The 17,221-nt window shown below is 56.3% G+C and carries 11 protein-coding genes; 5 read left to right on the top strand and 6 right to left on the bottom strand.

Annotation, left to right across the window (positions count from 1 at the left end; translation table 11 throughout):
• Positions 1-1,158, bottom strand: a complete 1,158-nt coding sequence (locus Pla52nx_RS32360) for a prenyltransferase/squalene oxidase repeat-containing protein (protein ID WP_146523072.1) — start codon at positions 1,156-1,158, stop codon at positions 1-3.
• A gap of 464 nt (positions 1,159-1,622) precedes the next feature.
• On the opposite strand from Pla52nx_RS32360, the gene Pla52nx_RS32355 reads away from it, so the two are divergent.
• The 5 genes from Pla52nx_RS32355 to Pla52nx_RS32335 all read left to right on the top strand — a co-directional run bounded on the left by Pla52nx_RS32355 (position 1,623) and on the right by Pla52nx_RS32335 (position 10,425).
• A complete protein-coding gene (locus Pla52nx_RS32355; RefSeq protein ID WP_315855018.1) occupies positions 1,623-3,701 on the top strand; it encodes a peroxidase family protein in 2,079 nt (692 codons plus the stop codon).
• Between the two features lie 98 nt (positions 3,702-3,799).
• On the top strand, positions 3,800-5,584 hold the full coding sequence (locus Pla52nx_RS32350; protein WP_146523074.1) for a matrixin family metalloprotease: 1,785 nt from the start codon (positions 3,800-3,802) through the stop codon (positions 5,582-5,584).
• A gap of 256 nt (positions 5,585-5,840) precedes the next feature.
• Positions 5,841-6,530: a sigma-70 family RNA polymerase sigma factor gene (locus tag Pla52nx_RS32345; protein WP_390620415.1), complete on the top strand. Its 690-nt coding sequence runs from the start codon at positions 5,841-5,843 to the stop codon at positions 6,528-6,530.
• Positions 6,530-9,106 (top strand): serine/threonine-protein kinase, encoded by a 2,577-nt coding sequence (locus tag Pla52nx_RS32340; protein ID WP_146523075.1) that lies wholly within the window; start codon positions 6,530-6,532, stop codon positions 9,104-9,106. The genes Pla52nx_RS32345 and Pla52nx_RS32340 overlap by 1 nt, the downstream gene beginning before the upstream one ends.
• Positions 9,103-10,425, top strand: coding sequence for a hypothetical protein (locus Pla52nx_RS32335; RefSeq protein WP_197455051.1), 1,323 nt, complete (start codon positions 9,103-9,105; stop codon positions 10,423-10,425). The genes Pla52nx_RS32340 and Pla52nx_RS32335 overlap by 4 nt, the downstream gene beginning before the upstream one ends.
• Here Pla52nx_RS32335 and Pla52nx_RS32330 read toward each other — a convergent pair.
• From Pla52nx_RS32330 to Pla52nx_RS32310, 5 genes are read right to left on the bottom strand one after another with little or no spacing between them, the layout of a single operon-like run.
• Positions 10,394-11,338, bottom strand: a complete 945-nt coding sequence (locus Pla52nx_RS32330) for a CsgG/HfaB family protein (protein WP_146523078.1) — start codon at positions 11,336-11,338, stop codon at positions 10,394-10,396. The two genes, Pla52nx_RS32335 and Pla52nx_RS32330, sit on opposite strands and share 32 nt — an antisense overlap.
• An 11-nt stretch (positions 11,339-11,349) precedes the next feature.
• The gene (locus Pla52nx_RS32325) at positions 11,350-12,363 is read right to left on the bottom strand and encodes a hypothetical protein (protein WP_146523079.1); all 1,014 of its coding nucleotides are present in this window, start codon (positions 12,361-12,363) and stop codon (positions 11,350-11,352) included.
• Positions 12,353-15,457, bottom strand: coding sequence for a CsgG/HfaB family protein (locus Pla52nx_RS32320; protein ID WP_146523080.1), 3,105 nt, complete (start codon positions 15,455-15,457; stop codon positions 12,353-12,355). The genes Pla52nx_RS32325 and Pla52nx_RS32320 overlap by 11 nt, the downstream gene beginning before the upstream one ends.
• Positions 15,457-16,335, bottom strand: coding sequence for a hypothetical protein (locus tag Pla52nx_RS32315; protein ID WP_146523081.1), 879 nt, complete (start codon positions 16,333-16,335; stop codon positions 15,457-15,459). Before Pla52nx_RS32315 ends, Pla52nx_RS32320 begins: the two co-directional genes overlap by 1 nt.
• Positions 16,336-16,381: 46 nt before the next feature.
• Positions 16,382-16,966: an RNA polymerase sigma factor gene (locus Pla52nx_RS32310; RefSeq protein ID WP_146523082.1), complete on the bottom strand. Its 585-nt coding sequence runs from the start codon at positions 16,964-16,966 to the stop codon at positions 16,382-16,384.
• Positions 16,967-17,221: the final 255 nt, after the last annotated feature.

The following is a 17,221-nucleotide window of genomic DNA, read 5'->3' as shown; positions in this document are numbered from 1 at the left end:
TTAGCGACAGTATGACAAGGCCATCAGAGAGAACGCCGTGGCGAGGTTCTTGTCGCTCTCAAACCAGCGTGAGTTGTCATTGCTCCAGGACCCGTCTTCGTTCTGACGGCTTGCAAGTTCGTCGACCAAGTCTGCTTTCCAGTCATGCGTGGTTCCATCAGTCGTCTTGAGTGACTCGATGTCTGCGGCGCTGAGCCCTGCTGCGAAGGTGTGATAGTAGTAGTACAGTCCGGCGGAACCCATTCCTGGGTTATTCTTGACGTCGTAGTGATCGGTGACCCACTGCACTGCGGCTTTCACTCGGGGATCGTCGGAGGTCAGGCCGGCAAAGATCATGCTTTTGAGTCCCGTGTAGGACATCGAGCCGTAGCTGCGAAGTCCACCGTCGGCGGTGAAGCGTTCCTCTGAAGTGCTCGGGTCGATTTTGGTCGTGGGGATTTCGTAATAGAATCCACCGTCGTTGACTTTGGAGGCAAACTCGGTGTCGTTATGCTCTGAGTCAAGGTTTTGGCATCGGGAAACAAACGCCAGTGCTTTCTTGATCGCCGGGTCACTGGGTTCGGACTTTGCGGCGCGAAGAGCTTCGATGAAATAGCCTGTATTGGACAGGTCGGGACGTCCCGGTCCGCCATAGCCGACGCCGCCATACCAAGGGTCCGACGGATCGCGATTCGCACCATCGAGTTGGACTCCGGTGACAAATTCTTTGGCTCGTTGCAAGGTCTCGGTGTACTTGCCCGACTGATTGGCTTGGGCAAAGCAGACCATGGCGACGCAAGTTTCGTAGTTTTTCAGACGGCCGCTGCCATAGATTCCGCCATCGGGTTTGATGAATCCCTCCAGGGCATCCAGTCCCTTGGCGACCATCGGATCGTTCACATCACGACCGTTCTTCATGGCGGCGGTCAGTGCCAGCGCCGTCACGCCCGGTCCGACCTTGTCCGAAAACGTGCCGGCATCGGATTGTCCCTCTTTGGCGAGGTACTCAAGTCCTTTGTCCACCAATTGGCGGCATTGAATCTGAGTTTCGGTGAGTTCAGGAGACGCCCCGGTTGGATCGCCATTTTTCTCTGCCACGCTGAGCCCTGGTGACAGGACTAGCAGGCATCCGAGGACAAAAAAGCGTCGAGTGGGGCGGAAAATCCATCGTCGAGACATGCGGGATAGCTCCGAAAGGTTTGCGTTGGAGTTGGATGGGTGGAAATTCATTCGGTTTTTGCCACGCAAAATCGTGGGGGGAGAGTCGCTACGGGGGGCGGCGAAATTGCGGGGGGCAAAGACGTGGCGACACAAAGGGGCGACACAGACGGCACAGGTGCACACGCTGTGCCAACAAACTCCTAGCCCGGATTAGTGCGAAATCAGCACATATGAGCCGCGTCTTGGGCTGTGGGTGTACGGCTGTGAATATGACAAACAGGCGTTTGACGGACTAAACTGGCGACTCAATCCTGAGCCCAACGCCCCGACCGACATTCATGCGATTGCTTTCCATCCTCTCAATCCAAACATTGCAACGAAAAACGGTTCGTTCTGAGCCGCGCGTTCACAAGCCGCATCGATCGTCACCTCGTCGGAGAGCCAATCGGAGATTGTTTGCTGAGGCGTTGGAGTCGCGTCAGATGATGGCCGGGGATGTCGACAGCTATCGGCACAACGTTTTCGATGCCGAAGACGTCAATGATGATGGCGTGGTCTCTGCCATCGACGCTTTGTTGGTGATCAATGCGATGCACGGTGATGAGAGCATCGACAAAGAAATGTTCAGTGATGTCAATGGTGATGGGCGGCGGAGTGCCTTGGATGCCCTGATGGTCATCAACCGCGTTCGACGAGATCGCATGGGTTTGGACGATCCCGATCCGGCGGACGAGCCGATCACGTTGTTACCGATGCTGCCCAGCGAAGTTCGATCGATCGATGGTTCGGGCAATCATATTGAACATCCCGATTGGGGCAGTTCGGGACAAACATTGCTGCGTGCCGCGGCGGCGCAGTACGGCGATGGAATCGCATCGCCGGGCGGGGCCGATCGACCTAGTCCCCGAGAGATCAGCAATGCGATTGCCGGGGCAGCGCAGACGGCGGCTCGCAGTGAACGTGGATTGTCGGCGTTTCTGTCGGTTTGGGGACAATTCGTTGATCATGACTTGGGGCTGACCGAGTCTGTAGAGGATGGCGATGCGTTTGACATTGCGATCCCGATGGGCGATCCCATGTTTGATCCTGGCGGCACAGGCGAAGTCGTCATGCCATTCAAACGGTCAATGATCCAAGAGGGAACGGGCACGTCGGCGGGCAACCCGGCTCAGCACGTCAATGAAATCACTGCGTACATTGACGGGTCACAGGTCTATGGCAGCGATATCGAGACGGCCCATGCGCTGCGTTCCTTCGTTGGCGGTCGATTGACGATCACCGCAGAGGGACTGCTGCCGATGGATGACGCCGGGATGGTGATCGCGGGCGACGTGCGTGCGAGCGAAAATCTTTCGTTGACCGCGATTCACACGCTGTTTGTCCGCGAGCACAACCGGCTCGCCGATCGGATTGCTGACGAAGATCCTGCGGCCACGGACGAGCAGATCTATCAACGCGCCAGAGCGATCGTGATCGGGCAAATCCAATCGATCACCTACCATGAATACTTGCCCGCATTGCTGGGCGTGCACTCCGTTGCCCGGTATGCCGGCTATGACGCCCAAGTCAATCCTGGGATCGTGACGGAGTTTTCGACGGCGGCATATCGCTTTGGTCACAGCACGTTGAACGAAGACATCAAGTTTCTTGACAACGAGGGACGACCGGTACGTGATGCGGTTCCGCTGAAGGATGCGTTCTTTCATTCTGTGATGTTGGAAGAAACCGGGATCGATTCGATTCTGAAATACGCTGCCTCGACACGATCACTGGAAGTGGACGTTGGGGTTGTCGACGGTCTGCGTAATTTTCTGTTTGGTCCGCCCGGAGCTGGTGGAATGGATTTGGTCGCGATGAACATCCAACGTGGTCGTGACCACGGTTTGAGCGACTACAACACGACTCGTGTTGCCTTTGGATTGGACCCAGTCGAATCGTTTGATGCCATCACCAGTGATGTGATGCTCCAAGACGAACTGAGCCGTCTCTACGGGGACGTCAACGACATCGATTTGTGGGTCGGTTTGATGGCGGAAGATCACCTGAGTGACTCGTCGGTGGGCGAGTTGACCGCGGCGATCATTGCAGACCAATTCGGTCGATCGCGTGACGGCGACCGGTTTTACTTTGAAAACATTTTTTCAGGCGATGAACTGAGATTCATTTCCGAGACGACACTTGCTGATGTGATCGAGCGGAACACGCAGTTGGATGGATTGCAGGCAAATGTGTTCTTCATGCAATCCGAAGTCCGCGGGCGGGTCACAGTGGCCATGGCATCCGGCCTGACGGGAAAAGCTGCACTGGATGCGATGAGTTCTACGGTGGACGATCGCATCACAGGAGTGGCCGGTTTTACGTTGGAGTTGCTCAGTGTTGGCGGAGCGGTGATTGACACTGCCGTGACGGACCAACGGGGCAATTATCGCTTTCGATCGTTCCCCGAAACGGGTAGCTATCAAGTCCGTTTGTCGGAGACGGGCGACACGCAAGATGTCGTGATTTCCGGTGGCGGAGACCGGATTCGAGGGGTGGATTTTGAGGTGATGACGAATTTCTGAGTGAGAACGTGACACGTCGGGACAAAAAACTCCCCTACCTATCTGTGGGAAGAGCGATCGCTGCTTCCACATTTCATTGAGGTCAGAGGGAAAACAGAATGTTTCGATCCGTGAAACAGCGTGATAGAAGAATCAAACGTCGTCGGCTGGCAGCCCAACCCTTGGAAACCCGTCGTGTGCTGGCCGCCAGTTTGGGGTGGGATGGCCCCGGCCTGGGCAGCGTCGAGCTGACGTATTATGTCGCCAACTCGCCCAGTTCACTCTCACAAGCGGAGACCAACGCAGCGATCCAGACGGCGTTGGATGCGTGGTCCAGTGCGGCCGACATCACGTTTACTCCGACAAACCAGCCGGGGCTGCGGGATTCGATCGACATCTCATTCACGAACATCGACGGTGTCGGTCGGACGCTCGCGCAGGCCTATTTCCCTGACGATGTGAACCCGGCCAGGATCGCTGGTGACATTCAGTTTGACATTTCGGAGGCTTGGGAAGTCGGCAATGCATTGGGCAACCGCGCATTCGATCTCGTCTATGTCGCCGTTCATGAAATCGGGCACTCGCTCGGTTTGGATCACAACTCGTTCAGCGATAGCGTGTTGGCGCCGTTCGTGTCGCCCAGTCAATCCTTTGACACACTAGATGCGAGCGATGCAGCAGCGATCCAAACGCTGTACGCGGCCGCCGAAAGTTCCACCGTCACGGACAGTACGGTGGACGACCCGGTTGGCGACGACACCGTCGTGGACGAAACGCCGACGGATGATACACCGACGGACCAAACCGGTACGTCGGATATGGATCCGGGTGACACAGATGACAATCCGTTCCCACGCAACCGTTGGCGTCGGGGCGGTCGTTGGCATCGTTTCGGCGGTCGGCTGGACGTGGAAATCGTTTTTCAGAACTACGTCAACCCCACGGATGTCAACGGCGACAACGTCACGACTGCGATGGATGCGTTGATGATCATCAACCAGATCGCAAAGTCATTGTCCGATTCACTGAACTCTGATTCACTGAACTCTGATTCACTGAACTCTGATTCACTGGGCGATGTGGAAGTGATCGGGTTGTGCGACAGCACGGGCGACGGCAAGATCACTGCGTTGGACGCACTGACGGTCATCAACGCGATGGGCAATTCCAACACGGCATCAGCAGCGGCTGACGAGACAACCACGACCGATACTACCGACACAAATGACGAAACCGACGAAACTGACGACACCAATGAAACGGACGATGCCGACGAGATGATCGACGACGGCGGTGTGACAGATGACACCGAGGGCGACGAAGATTGTCATGATGGCGATCACAGCGGCGATTACAGCGGCGATCATAGCGGTGAACACTCCGGCGAACAATTTGTCGGGCTCTTTGGCCAGTTTCTTGGTCGACGTGGCCCTCATCGTGCTCCGCTTTTAGGTTTGTTCGGAGCTGACGCCGAAGCGATCATCACTCGATTTGATGCCGACGCCGATGGGGCGATTTCAGAGGATGAAGTTTCGATGCGGTTGTGGGAAAAACTGACCACACGGGAGGCCGACGCGGACGGTGACGCCCTGGTCAGTTTGGACGAGTTGCAGTCGGCGATCACCGCTGCCCAGCAGGAGGCGTTTAACTCATTGGATGCCGATGACGACGGGTTGCTGGTGGAAACCGAAGTGTCGACGCGGCGGTGGAATAAAATTTCCGCTGCCGACACCGATGCCGACGGAGGGGTTTCCCTGGAGGAGCTCAGTGCACTGGCGGCAACGCAACCGGTGCAATCGCCTGAAATCGGTGGGCACCCGCACCGCCATGCAGAGCTGGCGGACGCTGTTTTCAACGCCATCGGCAGGGGACTTGTCGGTCGATTTCTGCGTGGTAGACACTAAAATCGTGTGGACGTGACGTGAAACCATCCGTTGATGAACCTAGGCGGAACACTGCCCGAGAGAATGAAGTCCCTAGTGCAGTGTCCGGTCTTGATTTTGGGGTTAGCCGTTTTGGCGTTAGCCACGGTTGTGTCACGAAAACCGTGGCTAACGCCAAAACGGCTCATCTACCGAACCCACGTTCTAAGACTGGACGATGCACTAGTGCAGTGTTTGCCTTTTAGGTTGCTTTTCCTCTTCTGCCGAGTCCCATGACGTGTTGAGTACCGATTCGTCGCATTCCCGAAACTCGGATCACCGCACGGGTGATGGTGAGTTTTCGCAATTGCTGTCGCTTGCTCGGGCAGGCGATCGCGACGCGTTGGGGCGGCTGTTGCAGTGGTACGGAAACTATTTGACGGTGCTGGCCAGCACGCAGTTGGACCGTCGACTGCGTCGTCGGCTGAACCCCTCCGATATCGTTCAGGAAGCCATGATGGCGGCACACCGGGATTTTGGTGATTTTCGCGGTCAGAGTCAGGGTGAGTTGCTGTGTTGGCTCCGCAGCATTTTGATCCACACGCTGCACCGTAGCTTTGCCAAGCACATCAAGGTGGAAAAACGCGACGTGCGTCGTGAGATCTCGTTGGATCATGTCACCAACCGATTGGAGGAGTCGGCGTCGAATTTCGCGGCGATTCTGCCCGCTGTCGGTCCATCCCCTAGCGCGCCGATGCAGGCGCGTGAACGCTGCGTGGAACTGGCCAATCAGCTCAGTCAGCTCAAGCCGTCTTACCGCGAAGTCATCACGTTGCGAGTCCTGCAAGGTCTTTCGTTCGAGGAGATTGCAACGCGGATGGATCGCAATTGTGGTGCGGTGAGGATGCTGTGGCTTCGCGCGTTGGAGGCTTTCCGCACGATTGGTGATCTGAAATCCGGTGACGAGTCTGCTGGGGAGCAGGTTTGATGGTCGCCCTCAATCAGTCTTTCATTGATGCCAGCATCGACGCCGAGCCGTCTCTTTTGGACGGGCTGACGGAGGATCAGCAAACACGGCTGACGGAGCAATTGGATCGATACCTTGTCGGTTTGGAAAACGGCCAGCCGTTGGACGTGGATGAGCTTTCGCGGGCGAACCCGGACATTGCACCGGTCTTCCATGCGTACCTTGAGAAACTCAATGCATTGTATGGCGTGGCTGTGGGTTTCAACGCGCAGAATTTCAACGCATCGGGGATCGATGAATCTCTTGCGGCGATCGCGACGGGCACGATGCAACTGGGTGATTTCACGATCACGCGAGAGATCGGCCGAGGCGGGATGGGCATCGTTTACGAAGCGATGCAGGAATCGTTGAATCGTCGCGTGGCGATCAAGCTGTTGCCGATCGCTTCTTTGCTCGATTCCAAGCAGATCGTGCGATTCAAGAACGAAGCTCACGCGGCCGGATTGCTGCAGCATCCCAACATCGTCCCTGTTCACAGCGTCGGCAGTGAAAAGGGAATCCACTACTACGCGATGCAGTTGATCGACGGCGAGTCGGTGGACGCGTGGTTGGCCAAACATGAATCGAGCAGCGGATACGATGCCGGCGTGCGAGGCGGGATGGAACGCACCGATTGGCGGACCATTCTGAAATGGACCATTGATATCGCGGACGCTTTGCACGCGGCGCACGAGACGGGGGTCGTGCACCGCGACGTCAAACCATCCAACTTGATGTTGGACCAGAATGAAAAGATTTGGATCACAGACTTTGGCCTGGCGCGGTGCCAAACAGAGGTATCACTGACGCGGTCGGGTGATGTAATCGGTACGATGCGATACATGAGCCCAGAGCAGGCTCGGGGCCAAACGGCTTTGGTGGACAGTCGTACGGATGTTTATTCGCTGGCGGCCACTGCCTACGAGATGCTGACATTGCGACCGGCTCACCAGGGAAATGACGCGCCGACCATTCTGAAAATGATCGACCAGCACGAGATCACGCCGTTGAGGCAGTTGCGCAGCGATCTGCCCAGAGATTTGGAAACGGTGATCGCCAAAGCGCTTTCCAAAAACCGGGACGGCCGGTACGAAACAGGAGCCGATTTCGCCGACGATTTGCGACGCGTGCTTTCTGGTGAACCCACGATGGCGCGTCCGCCCACGGTCTTGGATCGGATCGGCCGACTGGCATCGCGGTACCGCACGACGGTTCTCAGTGTTGCTGCTGTCGGTTTGCTGGGATTGGTCGGATTGGCGACCAGCACTGCCATGATCGCCAATCAAATGCGAGTGTCCGAAGCGAACGCGAATCGAGCGTTTCGCAACGAGCAACTCTGGCGTGACGCGGTCGATCGCTTGGGGTCTCAGATGGCTGAATTGCTGGAGGGCATCCCGGCTGCGGGACCGGTGCGCAGCACGTTGCTCAAGGAAACACTCGGCTACTACCAAACCTTTGCCGCCATCGCAGACAACGATCCGAGCTCCAAGCAAGACATCGCCATCACGTTTGGAAAAATCGGCGGCTTACAAAGTGAACTCGGAGAGACCGCTGACGCCATTGATTCGTTACGTCGCAGCGAAACATTGTACGCCGAGCTCGCCGAGAGCGACGACTCGATTCGCCCTGACTGGGCGACCAGTCAAAACAATCTCGCGCAAGCCTTGGCGAAATCCGGCCAACTGGCAGAAGCCGCTCGATTCTTTGCACGCGCGATTGGTTCACAACGAGAATGGCTTGCTGCGGAGAATTTGGCCGACACCGAGCGACACCAGGCAAGGCTGGCGTTGGCGACGACGCTGAACAATCTGGGATTGCTGCTCGCCGATTCGATGGCGATCGATGAAGCAGAGAAGACTTACCTCGAAGCGGTTTCGTTGCTGGAGACCGACCCACGCCGGGCCGCAGATGCTGAAACTCAACAGCAACTCGCCACCGTGTTTTCGAACCTCAGCGGGTTGCTGGCCAAGCAGGCTCCCGAGCGTGCGATCGACTATGCGGGACGGGCGCTCTCTCAACAGACCGATGCATTGGAATCGGATCCGGGCAATGCAAAGTTGGCGACACAGGTCGTGGTGACCTTGAACACGCTGGGGGCATCGCAATCGTCTGCTGGACAGCTCGACGAGGCGATCGACACGTTTGGGCGTGGCATCGAGATCGCAAGACAATTGCTCGTCCGCTGGCCGGATCAGCCCACCTATCAACGTGACCTTGTCATCGGGCTCAATCACTTGGGGCTTGCCTATTCTCAAATGGGAGAACTTCAGCGAGCCGCCCAGACGTTTCAAGAGGCACTTGATCAAGGTCGTCCGCTTGCCTTGGAGTTCGGTTCGGACGCGGAGATACAATCCATGCTCGGCGGCGTGCTGAACAACTTGGGATTCCTACAACAACAGCTTGGCCAAAACGAGGCCGCTTCGGTAACCTATCAGGACGCGATCAAGGCGCAGTCGCTTGCGGTTCGATTGGCACCGGAAGTCAAACGGTACCGTCAGTTTCTGCGTAAACATCGGGAAAACTACCGGGCCGTGACCAATGGAAGGGGCGATTCATGAAAGACTCTGAGCTCACCCGCGCATTGTTGCTGGAGCAACTGGAATCTCGTTGCCTGCTAGCTGGCGGCGTGTTTTCGCACTCACTGGAACGTCATCAGGATCGCCATTGCGATGGGATGATGGTGCGTTCGGAATCGCCGGTGCAAAGTCTTGCGAATGAAATCAGGCCGACCACGGTGATCCGAATTGAGCCTTTCGTCGTCGACGTTTTAGCGCGTCGGACGCAAGCACCGCCTGTGCTTGTCCCCGAGATCACCCGACTGACTATCTTGATCGAGATGCCGGTTGAGCGAGTGCCGTCGCGCGTCATGTCCTCGCCAAGCCTGCGGTCAGCGCCGACCACGCTGACATCGGCTTCATTGCCCATCGGATCGGAGATCGCAAGCAGGTCGGGGCAAGTCGGCGAGAAGTCGACCCAGCCCGCTGCGTCATCGGCCGATTCGTCAAACCCGCCTGAGGACCCGGCGCGGCAGTCAAACAAGAATCCTGGCGTGGTTGCCTCAGCGGCAACGGTATCGACCGCCAATGTATCGACCGCCAATGTGTCGGACGTCACGAGGGTGTCTGAGGAACGTCGGCTGAATGAAGGCCAATCAAGCGGAGCAACTGACCAGTCATCACCGAGTCTTTATTCAGAATCGTTTGGTGCCAACGTTTCGTCTGGAGATCGTTCCAGCGTGGGCATGATCGAGACGGTTCCGTTGCTGCGTCGTGAGTTGCGGTCCAACGAGAGTGATTCCGCAGACGATTCCGCAGACGGCGATTGGCAGATCGACTCGCAATCGTTGAAACGTTTGCGTGAGATCGCACGCAACGCGTCACCTTCGTTGATTTATCCTGAGTCGGATGCGATTGAGTCGTCTCTGCCAAGGCGACACACGCATCCGCGGATCACGGACGCCGCGATCGCGTCTTGGTTTGGCGAGCAGACCGGTTTGATCGAGTTGAGGAGCACCGAGAGCATTCCGGCCGGGTTGACCCTGGAGGACTCGATTGTCGATGTCGTTCTCAACGCGACGGTCGGTTTGCATCGCAGCGTTGAACTGATCGCAGGGTCCAGGATGGACTCTGGAAGGTCTGACTTGGGGATCAACGAGACGCGGGATGCGGTGTTGGCGGCGATGGCGGGAGAGCAATCGTCACCGATCGTGGTCCCCGTTTCCGAGGCAACGAACAGTCAGCTTTCATCGTTGGTCTATCCCGGTGCGGCGATCGTCGCGACCGGGATATCGATTGCCGCTCAACGGCGACGTCTACAACCGAAGCTGGAAAGCAGTCGTCAGGACACTACTTCACGAGCTTCGCAATCAAACGCTTGACCAGTTGTTGGGCGGCGTCCTGAAGTCCCTGTTTGGCGGCAAGCTGTTCGGCAAGTCCGATCGACATCGTCGTTTCCGAGTCGGAAGTCAATACATTGCCATCCGCTTGATGTGTGACTTGCGTCTCGACGCGACATTTGACGGAGACGAGATCGGATCGGCTGGTGGCAAACTGCGACAATGCTTCGCCTTTGATCAAGATATCGGCTCGGATCGCAGCGGCGCTGTCGGATGCGATCACGTTGAAACCCAGTTCGGTCAGCAGTCGCTCCATTTCCGTTTGCGCTGCTGGATCAAAGGTTTGCTGTCCGAGGTGTTGTTCAGTGACGGCGACCGTGACGGACGGTAGTTTCTTGCCCTTGAGTGTTTTCTTTGCCTGTTGAATCCAATCATCGACCGAGATTGTCTTGGGCAGAATCGATTCGGCTTTCTGGGCGACCACCTGATTGATCTCGGCGGCAAGCTGTTCGACCAAAGTTCCCAAATCGGCGTTTTCGGCTCCTTTGACTGATGCTCCGGCCAAGCGGCTTGTTTCTGTCCCAATGACTTTTGCGATCAAGTACAGGTCACCGTTGACTTGCAAAACGCTACCGGTGATCAACAGCTTTGCGCCCGACAATTCGCCGACTCGGACAGCGTCGGAGGCTTTGACGGCGCCGGACTTGCTGAGTTTCAATTCTTCAAACACCTCGTCGATTGCTTGGCGTTCCACCAGCATCACGCTTTCCGACGTGATCAAGTTTGCCAGGAGCAGCTGCGTCACCTGCGCGGCTTGCTCAGCAACATCGCCGCGGCTTTCAAAGGGCAAGATCGCAGCGGAAACCGGCAGCTTTGGTTCGGCTGCTGAAAGGTGACCGCAAAACGCCAGCACCAATGTGATGGCTGCGCAGAGAATGGATCTCGTGTTGAACATGGTTCGTCCTCTCAGGGGTTTTGGATGGGTTGTTGTTTTGGCAGGATGTGAACAAGCATGTGTTTCAGCAATTCACGCGGCACAGGCGAGGTTTTCCAGCGTTCGACCAGCGAGACGCCGACAAACAGGCAACCGCCGTGGTCTGCCTGTGATTGATACTCCGCAAGTTGAAAAATCTGAGGTCCAATCGCGGGAGCCAGTAGCAATTCACCACGTGAAACGCGGAGTTCCCATCCGGTGACTTGGTCAAAGAATTTTGCGTCGAGCTTTTTGGGGATCCATCGACTTTCCACAAGTGGTTTGAATTCGAGATTTCGGATACTTGTGGCCGACAATGGCAACGGCCATTGGGATTCGTCGGTAGGACGCAGGACGATCACCCACTTTCCATCAGCGACAAGCTGCTTGACGTACTGCATGGTTCGTTTGTCCCACGCGATCGCTTCGCCCAGTACCACGATCGCCTCGTCATCGACGTGTTTCAGTGATGACACAACGCGCGGGTTCAGCGAGAGCGGCTGGAGTGCGGCGAGTGTATCGCCGGTTGGATCGTAAATTGCGATCCCGTGATCCTGGATGGTTTGATGAACAGCGGTAAAGCAATCCGTCGCGTGCAAACGGATGGGGTGGTGGATTTCGGCAGATGGGTCACCGAAGTGAAAATAGAGGTCCACGCTGAGGACGACGCCGTCATCAAGGTCAGGTGTCTTGAAGGCGAAGACCCATTTGGTGTTTGGTTTCTCGTCGCGTGTATCGTCGTCGATAGCAACGGGCCCAAGTTCGCTGACCCCTTGGCCGAGCGTACGGTTGGCGGTCGTCAATCGCCACGTGACTCGTGGCTGATCGATTGACTTTGGGGGAACGATGGCAAGTTTGCACAGTGAGCCCGCGAATTGATCGGTCTGACCGGGGATGACTTGAGCGATCGCTTCGTGATCGTTCATGCCACAGAGCAAAATAGCGAAAGCCAAGACGGCTTTCGTGACGAAACACGGCACGTTGATCTGACACAGACTATTGTTCATCACTTGGCTGCTCCGTTTCGCGTGGGGGTTTCGGTTTCAGTTCGACAAGTCCGGCATGGGTCGCCAGCCATAGTCGGTCGGCAGCCCAAACGCCTCCGTCGGTGGAGTAGTAGCGATCCATTCTGAATCCGTCACGCGGACCGAACATCGTGAAGTTGCCCGTACGTTTGTCGACGCGATAGACGCCGCTGCAGAGAAATGACTCATAGGGCGTGCCGCCGAACCAGATCTCATCCTGTCGTTCGATCACGAATTTCACGACGTAACCAACCTTCAGACCGCCCGAGGGATACCAAGCATCCTTGAAGTGATCCTCTGCGATGTCGTCTTGATTGAGCGGATACAATTCTCGCTGACTGGTGGAGGCCCACAGTCCAGAGGTTCCCACAAAGATCAATGGGGATTTCGGCGTAGAGATTTGAAGTGGACTCCAAGCTTTCTTGTGGCGGTCATACCTGCTGATCGACTTCGGCGTCCGCGCCAAAATGCGATCGTCATTGATGATGATGTGCGTGGGCGCTTGGCTGGGAGCGTGCAGGCCTTCAAAGATCTGCATGCTGCCACTCGTATCGATTTTGATCAGGCCGCCTCCTCTGAGCGTGCCGACTCCGACGTAGCAGTCTCCTGCACTGACGGCGAGGGATTCGACGTGCGAATCCGGTAAGCCTTCGCCGACGCCCCAGTGGTGCCATTGGTTGGCGGCGATATCGCATCGCCACAGGCCGTCTTGATCAGTGCCGACCCAAAGGCTGCCGTCTTGATACTGCATGCAGGTGACGCGGTCGGTTTCTAGCTTGAGGATCCTCCAGGTCTGTGTCGGAATATGAAAAGCGAAAACGCGATGGTTCGTTTTCTCGTACCCGGCGCAGTAGATCGTTGATCCATCGGTTGTAAGGGCGGTGCATGTACGTGGGTATCCGTCGGCAGCGGTCAAGTAACGGACATCGACCTCGCGGTCTTCACGCAACGGCACACCGCCAGCCTGGGTGATCGCCTGCGACAACGAAGCACGATTGATCAGGTACGGAATCGATTCGGCGGCCGAGACCCATGTTTCGACGGCTTGGCGTTTTTGCCCGCTATCCAGAAGGCAGTGGCCACGCTCGATTTCGTAGTAGCCATGATTCAGCGATTTGGGAACGCTTGGAGAAAAGGAATCCAAGGTACGTATCGCACGCTCGACTTGACCGGCCAGACGCCAATGGGTTGCTGAATGAATCAGCAGATTCTCGTACGCATAGCGTTCGGCGTATTCCTCGCTTTCACGCAAGGGATCCGCTGCTCGTTGATACCAAAGTGCCGCCGCATCGTGATCGTGTTCCTTATTCGCTTTGGTCGCCAGGGACCTGCAAGCGGCGTGATGTTTCCATTTGTGTTCGCCACCGATCCAAGATCGGATCAGTTCCTCCGCCTCGGTTGTTCCCAGCATCTGAGCGATTCGACTGCATTGTGTTGCAAGCCCTTTCTGGACCATGTCGTTGTCTGTCTCGTCGATCCGGCGAGCCGCCATTTGCATCACGGGCATCAATGACTGCGCGTCGGCAGGTTGCAGATAGGGGAAGCGAAGCAGTTGCAAGATGTGAACCCATTGCAAATCGCGGTTCTTGGGCGGCATCTTTTCGAATGCGAAAATGACGTTTTCGGTCGACAGGCGACTGAGTTCGGGAGAGAGGAGGCGATTGGTTCCAAATCGATGGTCTCGTCCGACTCCACAGAGCAAATGAAGCGACAACGGGGTCCACTCGCTGTCTGGATGCCGATGGGCGATTTCACGCAATAGTTCGGTGGCTCGTTGAGGATTGAAAACACCGTCGATTTGATGCCGAAAGCAGAATGCGAGACAGTAGGCCGCAACGATGTTGTCGGGATCGATGTACAGGATGGTTTCCAAGCGATCGATCGATTTTCTCAGCAAGTGTGAACCGAGGATCGAATTCGGTTTGACGGCTGAAGCCCAATAGCCACGCGATTCGAACTTGGGCGTTGTCTCGTCCGCGTTCTTTTCCCGTAGATCGATGCCGGGAATTCGAAAACTATGTTCACCACCCGTGATCGGTGACTGAATGCGGAAACGATACAGATCACGCAGGACGAGCTGCAGCAACGATTGCGTTTCGCCGTCTGTCTTTGGAGTCGCCGAGTCGGCTGGTGCTCGCTCCACGTGTTCTTGCTGGGGGAGTTGTGCTTCCTTGGCGAGAACACCTGCGACCACCAGTGCGACCTTGGACAACTCGCCTGCCAATTCAATCGGCTCGGATTGAAACTGAAACTCATACAGTGGTTCGGACTGGCCCGCTTGGGTGACTTGGCCAGAAACATGGATTTCTAACAAACCGCCTGAGTTCCGCTCGTCGATGGTTCCGCCCACAAAGTAGGCGGCGGAACGTCGCGGCATGGTTTTGGGCAGCGAGCTTGCGTCAACGTAGCCAGCATGGATCAACTCCATCTCGCGAACCAAGTCACCCATGTCCGATCGTTGCAAGACGTGAAAGCGACTGTGATGCAGCAGTTCATTCGTCAGCATGTCACGCACACCTAGTTCCAGTGGTCGCAAGCGAACGAATCGTGCCTCGCTTTCAAAGGCCCCCACGGCAACGGTCACGTTGGCGTCTTGCGGTGACTCATGCAGCGTCCCCAGGTAGCGGGTGACTTGCTCGGCAGACTCTTCCAGAGAGGCGGCATCGATCAGTGCCATCGTGACCCCACGAACCACTCCGGTCTTGGATTCGACCACTCGAATCAACATCTGTGTCTTTTCAGGCGTCCCCTGACCAGCGAGCAACTGCGCGTCGACAATCCAGTCGGCCGAGAGCAGTTTTTCCAGTTTAATCATGTCCTTCTGCGTGTCGGCAAATGCCGTGGCCAAGAGCTGCTCCTGCAGGACTAACGTCAATTGTTGACGCTGGATGACCTGAAACGAATCGATTTGACCGACCTGCATTTCCAGCAAGTCAACGAACGAGGTCGCCAAAGTCTGACGCGAGCTCGTTTCTGAATCGGAAAGGGTCGTTGTCAGGGCAAGGGAGGTGGTCTCGCCTCGCGCCCAGACGCAGGAACATGCAAGCACCAGGATGACCAGACATCGAATGAGCATCAGATCACCTCTCCGTCACAAGTGCCAAGAAGTTCATGGACGATGAGCAACCGCCACGCTTGGCCATTGATCGTTCTTGTCCAAGCGAGCTTGGGTTGGTTGGGGCGGCAGTGCAAGCTGGCGGTCTCCGCAGTGGACTGGCTCGTTGGTGAAACCGCGACTTCTGTCCACAACGTGTCGTCCGGCAACAGGTGAGACCAATATCGCAGCGAAAGTCCATCGGCATGAGAGAACGAGAATTGTTGATCGTTACTGCCGATCACCTCGTGAGTCTGAACCGTTTGCCAAGCCAAATCATCGTTTCGGTGTTGTAAGACGAATCGGATGATCAGCCGAGTCGATGCCGTTGTTGGTGCTGCCGATGTTGACCGCATCGTACTGTCGTCTGCAAAATCAAAATCGATGCGTTCGTCATGTCGATGAATCAACTGAACCTGCGTCTCAAAGAGGCGTTGAACTTCACACGTCAAGATTGCACTTCGCTGGAGATCTCCGGAGGTGAACGCTAATGAATCAACCGATGGCGTATCAATCGTTGAACTGGTGCTGGGGTCCGTCGAATGCATCGCCGTTGAGGTGTCGGAATCATTCTGCCACGGTATCAAGAATACGGCGGCGAGAATGGCGGCAGCCAATGACAGAACCACCATGAGCGGTAACCAGCGTCCACCGCGATCAACTTGTGGGATCATGTCAGTGGACGACGATTCTGTGGGCAGTGAGTCGTCAGGTAGAACATTCTCAGGCAAAACATCCTCTGACAGTGACTCAAGAAATCGCTGTCGCATTCGGTCTCGTTGTTGTGTGTTGCATTGCAAACCGTCGTGCAAGTCTTGCAACATGCGATCGAGTTGCTGGTCATCCGAAGGCGTTGTCATCGAGATTCCTCCGATGGGGTCGATCTACGATCGTTTGTTGTGGTGATCATCGGTCGTCTTGCCAAAATTGTTTCAGCGAAGGTGCATTGCGAAGTGTCTTTCGAGCTTCGGCGACACGTTGATAGATGGCATCAACGCTGCAGTTCTCCATTTCAGCGACCGCGGCCGCCGCGAGCCCGTCCATCAAGGTCAGCACGATCGCGGTGCGTTGCTTATCAGACAGGTTTGCAAGCTCCTGTTGGATTTTCTGACGAGTTTCATTCTCGACGAGTTGTGTTTCCAAGGTGTGCTGGTGGATGGCGATCTGTCCGACATCGACGGAAGCATCGGTGCGTTGTGATCGAATACTGCTGCGTCGCTGGTGGGAACGAACCGTGTTCAGCAAGATCGTGTACGACCAAGTGCGGAAGGACTTGCGGGAGTCGAACGAGCCGATCGAACGAACGATCTTGAGCATCGTTTCCTGCGCAACGTCTTCGGCCTGCGTGCAGCGAAGCGTCATCGCCCGCGCGGTCGCGTAAAACCTTTCCAAATAGCGTTCAGCCAATTCAGCGATGGCGGATTGGTCGTTGTGCTGTCGCCACCGGTCGACCAGATGTTCATCGGATAAATGTTCATCTGGTGGAGGCATAGCAGCCTGTTGATTTATTTGGTGTTGCTGAAGTACTGGTGAGCCGTTGGCCGTAAGGCCTCGGGCAATGCGTATGGCCCGGCCGCTCACGCGTCGCGGCTCACTAAATCAACAGGCTGATAGACGACAAGAATCAAAGGCTCTGCGTTGAAAAGCGATCCATTCAAGTCCTTATACGCGGCAAGCAGACCGTCCTGAGGTAGAAAAAGGAGAATTCATTGCAAAGCTCAGCGGAAGCCGGATTCGCCGCGTGAA

Origin of the sequence: Stieleria varia (genome assembly GCF_038443385.1) — a bacterium.
Lineage (GTDB): Bacteria > Planctomycetota > Planctomycetia > Pirellulales > Pirellulaceae > Stieleria > Stieleria varia.
Note: the sequence above shows the minus strand (reverse complement) of the source record. Positions and strands in the feature narration are given on the sequence as shown.

Bases quoted from the DNA above. Each gene is read 5' to 3' on its own strand.
- Pla52nx_RS32355 (WP_315855018.1), top strand. From the start codon at position 1,623: ATGATGGCCGGGGATGTCGACAGCTATCGGCACAACGTTTTCGATGCC.
- Pla52nx_RS32330 (WP_146523078.1), bottom strand. From the start codon at position 11,338: ATGTTCAACACGAGATCCATTCTCTGCGCAGCCATCACATTGGTGCTG.
- Pla52nx_RS32340 (WP_146523075.1), top strand. From the start codon at position 6,530: ATGGTCGCCCTCAATCAGTCTTTCATTGATGCCAGCATCGACGCCGAG.
- Pla52nx_RS32310 (WP_146523082.1), bottom strand. From the start codon at position 16,966: ATGCCTCCACCAGATGAACATTTATCCGATGAACATCTGGTCGACCGG.
- Pla52nx_RS32315 (WP_146523081.1), bottom strand. From the start codon at position 16,335: ATGACAACGCCTTCGGATGACCAGCAACTCGATCGCATGTTGCAAGAC.
- Pla52nx_RS32325 (WP_146523079.1), bottom strand. From the start codon at position 12,363: ATGAACAATAGTCTGTGTCAGATCAACGTGCCGTGTTTCGTCACGAAA.
- Pla52nx_RS32335 (WP_197455051.1), top strand. From the start codon at position 9,103: ATGAAAGACTCTGAGCTCACCCGCGCATTGTTGCTGGAGCAACTGGAA.
- Pla52nx_RS32350 (WP_146523074.1), top strand. From the start codon at position 3,800: ATGTTTCGATCCGTGAAACAGCGTGATAGAAGAATCAAACGTCGTCGG.
- Pla52nx_RS32360 (WP_146523072.1), bottom strand. From the start codon at position 1,158: ATGTCTCGACGATGGATTTTCCGCCCCACTCGACGCTTTTTTGTCCTC.
- Pla52nx_RS32320 (WP_146523080.1), bottom strand. From the start codon at position 15,457: ATGCTCATTCGATGTCTGGTCATCCTGGTGCTTGCATGTTCCTGCGTC.